This is a genomic window from Ruegeria sp. O6 (assembly GCF_056535045.1).
In genome coordinates this window covers 79919-85918 of sequence record NZ_JBQERM010000017.1, presented here as the reverse complement: position 1 = coordinate 85918, position 6000 = coordinate 79919, and the positions used below count along the sequence as shown (strand labels likewise).

At 55.0% G+C, this 6000-nt stretch carries 3 protein-coding genes; all 3 read right to left on the bottom strand.

All coding sequences use genetic code 11. The features are described 5' to 3' along the window. Nucleotides 1–1944: M10 family metallopeptidase C-terminal domain-containing protein (locus ACR0DY_RS17705; protein WP_480898822.1), on the bottom strand; the 1944-nt coding region annotated here is incomplete at its 3' end. Nucleotides 1945–2406: 462 nt separating this feature from the next. Next, nucleotides 2407–4779: a 1-deoxy-D-xylulose-5-phosphate synthase N-terminal domain-containing protein gene (locus ACR0DY_RS17700; RefSeq protein WP_480483737.1), complete on the bottom strand. Its 2373-nt coding sequence runs from the start codon at nucleotides 4777–4779 to the stop codon at nucleotides 2407–2409. 14 nt (nucleotides 4780–4793) lie between these two features. Continuing rightward, nucleotides 4794–5993 carry a methionine gamma-lyase gene (locus tag ACR0DY_RS17695; protein ID WP_480487510.1) on the bottom strand — a complete coding sequence of 400 codons (1200 nt, stop codon included), beginning with the start codon at nucleotides 5991–5993 and terminating at the stop codon, nucleotides 4794–4796. Between the last annotated feature and the right edge of the window lie 7 nt (nucleotides 5994–6000).

Genomic DNA, 6000 nt, shown 5'->3' with positions numbered 1-6000 from the left:
ATAAAAGGCCTCGACATCCACGACATTGGCGATGCCGGTCCCGCTAACATATTGCCCCGAGGCATCCGTGGTCCATTCAGCATATGACCCGTTCGCATTTTGCCACAGCACCTTGTAGCCACCGCCCGAGGCTTCGGCCTGAAGCGCCTGCCAGCCCGGCAGGCTGTCTGGCCCAATTGTATTGCCATTATACGTCAGGTTGATGGTACCGTTGATCAGGTACTCACCGCGGGTTGAAGACGCGAGTGTTATCGACCCGCTGGTCTCGATATTGGTTATGGCGTGGCCGGTCTGGCCGTCATTGTTCAGATCAACACCATAAAAGGCCTCGACATCCACGACATTGGCGATGCCGGTCCCGCTAACATATTGCCCCGAGGCATCCGTGGTCCATTCAGCATATGACCCGTTCGCATTTTGCCACAGCACTTTGTAGCCACCGCCCGAGGCTTCGGCCTGAAGCGCCTGCCAGCCCGCTAGCGAGTTCTGCCCAATAGACTGGCCACCATAAATCAAAGCAATGTTCGAACTTCCACCATCCAGCACATAAAGCCCTTGGCTGGCATGTTGTAACGTCGTTCCCTGTGTATCAATATCTGAAAGCTGCATTGCAGACTTGATATTCGACCGGGTATACTGCTGTAACCCGTCAAGAAACTGGACCAACTCTACGTCGTCTGCAATGGTGAAAGTTGTGCGCGAGACGACGTCCAAAAACTCGTACAAAACGCCGTTTTCAAAGAATAAATAGTTACTTATCGCGCTGACAAATCTGACAGTGTCTGTGCCGGTTCCACCTGTAAACGTGCCTGCGTTGCTCTGCACAACAGCCAGATCATTGCCCTGGTCCCCAAAGACCTGGTCAGCGCCGGTACCTTGGGCCACAAAAATGATATCGTTGCCTTGGCCGCCATAGATGGTGTTGTTATTGCTTCCGTTGGACAGCGAGTGAATGGTGTCGTTTCCGTCGTTCCCGCGCAAGACGTTCTGAGCGGTATTGCCGACAATAGTATCAGCACCCGATCCGCCAGACGCGTTTTCAATCACAACGCCATGCGCGATTGTGAAACCACCTTTTATTCCAGCCGCATGCGAAATCAGCCCACCTCCGGTGACGGAATAGTCCAATGTGGCGGCCCGGAGATCTATGTGTGCGTTCGAACTGCCAACATGTTGTATTGTGTCAATCCCGCCAGTATCCCAAATGGCCTGATACCCAGTTCCTGCGACGTTTGCAGAGGGAAGTGTGTAGGTATTGCCCCCGGAATTATATGAAGTATTCGCCCCATACATGGCCTGCAACGCGGCAATATCCAAAGCCCCAAGCCCCGTTGAACCACCGTACGTTGCGTTAAAGTGTAGCCCCCCGTTTTGTGAAGTCCATCCATCGTTATACGACATCACAGTGTAGACACCCTGATTGAGGCCCGCCGCCCCAAACGAGTCGAATGGCGACGTTACACCGCTCAACACGGTTGTACCCAATCCGGTGTCATGAGGATGCCCCAACCCAAGGGCGTGACCTAATTCATGGACCAAAGTAGTAAAGAAAAACCCGCCCGGATCACCGTTTCCGTTGAAAGAAGCAGTCCAGTATGACGTGTTGAACGCTCCATAGGATGTCCCGCTCGATGGCGAATAGTGAAATCCGAGAGTTCGCGGGTTTTCAAAGAATGAAGAAGGCGCGAGAACCTCAACCAAGTCAGCGGAACCGGAGGTGACTTCGACAAAAGTAATGTTTGCAACGGCTTCTATTGCGGCCAGCGCCGCACGGAACTCCGCCTTATACTCTGATGACCAAGCCTGCGTATCAGAGAAGTGCCCGAAACTGTAGGAAATCACCGTCGTGGTCGACGGATTCCCGTCACCATATGCATAGGTGCCCTGGATAGAGCTGAGCGGAGAACTTACGGACGGTCTGGGGATTGTTGTAACGGTGGCCATTATTCTGTCTTAGAAATTAGGTGTTATTGATTGCGCTGAAACTGCTCGAACAAAGTGTTCTTTTTGGGGCAAACGCGTACTGGAGTGTCTCCTGCAAACTACATTATCAACGGCTATTCAAGAGTTACATTCTAGAGGAACAGACCCATTTTTATTAAGCGCATACATGAATAAGAATATTTCCAAAAAACCGGTCGGATAGCGTGCATAGGCCGACTTAATACACGCAAAATTGATTTTCCTGGCGGTCCATACCAACGACAGTTTTGAGCACCTGTAGTGACAGAAGCAAAGGCGCGCGGATCTTTTCTTTAGTCCCGAGTCGTAATTCTTCTCAGATCCCAAAAGTTTGGTTCGAACAAGGTGCCTTTCGTTCGGGGTTTCGAACCCAAGCGCGCGCCTGCAGAAAGGGCCCAATTACCCTGAGGGTAAGGCCCTGGCTGTGACGTCCAACACCGCCGCTCATGTGCGAAGCAAAGCCTTGCCATGGGTCAGACCATTCACCTTCTCCAGGATAGCGTCCGCGTCAATGCAATGGTGCCGATAGAGGTCGCCAATTGTCCCTGTCTGACCAAAATGTTCGACCCCCAATGGGATGGTCTGATGTCCCTGTACGGCACCCAGCCAAGACAATGTCGCGGGGTGTCCGTCGATCACGGTAACCAGCTTGCAGTGGCACGGCAGACCGGACATCAAAGTTTCGATGTGGGACCGAGCCTCCTGATTGCCGCGCGAACGCGCCCGTTGCGCTGCCGTCCACCCAGCGTTTAGCCGGTCTGCCGAAGTCACCGCCAGCACTCCAATGTCTTTGCGTCCTTCGCCCATCACGCCAGCGGCTTTGATCGCTTCGGGTGCAACGGCCCCCTGATAAGCGATTACGACCTCGCAATTCGGGCCCGGCTTCCGCAGCCAGTATGCACCATCTATGGCACCTTGACGGAACTCATCGCCCACGCGTTTGCCAGGCTGTTCAATCGGGTTTGTCGTCAAGCGCAGATAAACCGAACCGCCTGTTTCGTCACGCAGCCAGGTGCGTTCGTCCGGTTGCCCTTCGCCATCACGCTGCAGGTAGTCAAAGGCCCACTCCATGATCACCGCCAGTTCATCAGCAAAGGCTGGCTCAAAGGCCGCCAGCCCGTCCTGGCTCATCCCGATCAAAGGTGTGCCAATGGATTGATGCGCGCCGCCTTCTGGGGCCAGCGTTATGCCCGAAGGCGTGCCGACCAGCATAAAGCGCGCATCCTGATAACAAGCATAATTGAGCGCATCGAGGCCACGGCTGACAAAGGGGTCATACACAGTGCCGATCGGGATAAGCCGCTTGCCGAACAGGGAATGCGAAAGGCCCGCAGCGCCCAAAAGCAACAAGAGGTTCATCTCGGCAATACCAAGCTCGATATGTTGCCCTTCGGGAGTAAATTCCCATCTTGCCGTCGAGGGGATACGATGTTCAATAAAAGCGTCGGCTTGCTCGGATCTGGCAAACAGTTTGCGCCGGTTAACCCACGGGCCAAGGTTTGTTGTGCCTGTGACATCAGGGGACGTCGTCAGGATACGCTCGGCCAATTGGCTGTCGCCCTTCGACAAGTCATCCAAAATCTTGCCGAAAGCCATTTGGGTCGAGATTTCGCGGCTTGTGTCGATGTCAATTGATGGAACATCCAGCTTGCCATCGAAATAGCGTCGCGGACCTTTTGCAAAGAAGGGAACTTTCGACAGAAAATCTTTCAACGCCTCTGGGTCCGGCACTGCCGAGAGAGGTTCCCATTCCTTGCCGGCAGGCACGCCCATATGTTCTTGCCACGCGACGAACTGGCTGTTGTTCATCAGTCCGCCGTGGTTGTCCTTGTGGCCCGCAATTGGCGTGCCCCATCCCTTGACAGTGTAGGCCAGGAAACAGGTAGGGCGGTCATGTTCGATTGCATCAAAGGTTTGGGCCATGGTCTCGACGCAGTTGCCGCCGAGGTTTTCCATCAATGCAGCGAGTTCGGCATCTGTGCGCCGTTCGATCAGCGCCGTCACATCCCCCTGATCCCCAAGATCGTCCATGAGGCGCTTTCGCCAAACCTCGCCACCCATGAACGTCAGGGCCGAGTATTCCTGGTTCGAGCAGGCATCAATCCAGTCTCGCAGCCGATCACCGCCAGGTTCCTTGAAGGCCGCGCGCTGCAGGACACCATGCTTCACGCGCACAACATCCCATCCAAAGGCATCAAAGATTTTCTCGATCCGTTCGAACAAACCTTCACGAACGATGCCGTCGAGCGACTGCCGATTGTAGTCGATAATCCACCACGTGTTGCGCAGGCCGTTTTTCCAGCCTTCCTGCAATGCTTCGTATACGTTGCCTTCATCCAGTTCAGCGTCGCCTACAAGCGCCACCATGCGCCCCATCGGGGCATCTGCCCCCCAGTTTTTGGCCTTGACGTAGTCCTGAATGATCGAAGCAAACGAGGTGATCGCGACACCCAAACCTACCGAACCTGTCGAAAAGTCGACATCATCGATATCCTTTGTCCGGCTGGGATAGCTTTGCACGCCGCCAAACCCGCGAAAGTTCTCCATCTTCTCGCGGGTCTGGTTGCCCATAAGGTACTGCATCGCGTGGAAAACCGGTGACGCATGAGGCTTGACCGCAACCCGATCTTCGGGACGCAAAGCCGAGAAGTAGAGCGCCGTCATGATCGAAACCATCGACGCGGACGACGCTTGATGACCACCAACCTTGATCCCATCCACCTTGGGACGGATATGGTTGGCATGGTGGATCATCCAATGCGACAACCACAGCAAACGCTGTTCGACGATTTTCAACAGCTTGGGATCATTCGGCATGGTGGTCTCCGGGTTCATGCGGCACTGCGGGCAGGGTAGGGCAGAGCTTGCTCCAAATCCGCAAGGATGTCATCAACGTCTTCCAGCCCGACGGAAAGACGGATCAGACCGTCGCTGATCCCATGTTCTGCCCGTTCTTCCGCAGTATAAGTCGAATGAGTCATGGATGCCGGGTGCTGGATCAGGGTTTCTGCATCCCCCAAGGACACGGCGCGTTGGATCATGTTCAGGCGGTTCATGAACTCGATGCCACCGGACAGGCCAGACTTGATTTCAAAGGCGATCATGGCCCCCGGCTGCGACATCTGGCGTTGTGCGACATCGTGCTGGGCAAAACTCTCAAGCCCCGGGAAATAAACCTCACTGACGGTAGGGTGTGCCTGAAGGTAATCGGCAACCACCTTGGCGGACGCACAGTGACGATCCAATCGCAGGTTCAGTGTCTTCAACCCACGCAGGATCAGCATTGCGTTAAAAGGTGCCATCACTGCGCCTGTCATGTCTTTCATGCCGACCAGCCGGATCTCAGAAATCTGCTCGGCGGTTCCGACCACAAGACCCGCGACCACATCGCCATGCCCGCCCAGATACTTGGTGGCGGAGTGCAGGACGATATCCGCGCCGTGCTCGATCGGGCGGGTCAGATAGGGGCTGGCATATGTATTGTCGACCACAACATGCGCACCAACAGAATGCGCAATTTCTGAACTGGCAGCGATATCCACCAAGCGCATGTTTGGATTGGCTGGGGTTTCAAAATAGACGACGCGGGTTTTTTCGGAAACGGCGGCTTTCAGGTTTGCAGGGTCCGTCATGTCGACATGGGTAATAGTGACACCCCATTTTGCCAGCCCGTGGCGCATGAAAGCGAAAGTGCAGCCGTAAAGCGTTTTGTCGACAATGACTTCGTCACCTGGTGACAACAGGGTCCAAAGTACGGCGGTAATTGCGCCCATCCCGCTGGAGAGGGCGAGCCCGGCCTCGGCACCTTCCAGCACGGCAATGCGCTTTTCAAGAAGGTCACATGTCGGGTTCGATATCCGGCTATAGATATGACCTGCGCGCTCACCGGCAAACATTTCCCCGCCAGCCTCTGCGGTTTCGAAGGAGAAAGTTGAGGTCAAGTGGAGGGGCGGGGTCAGCGCACCATCGTTTTCAAACGGGTTGTAGGCATGATGAATGGCGCGAGTGGCAAATCCGGTTGTGCGGGTCACGGTGGGC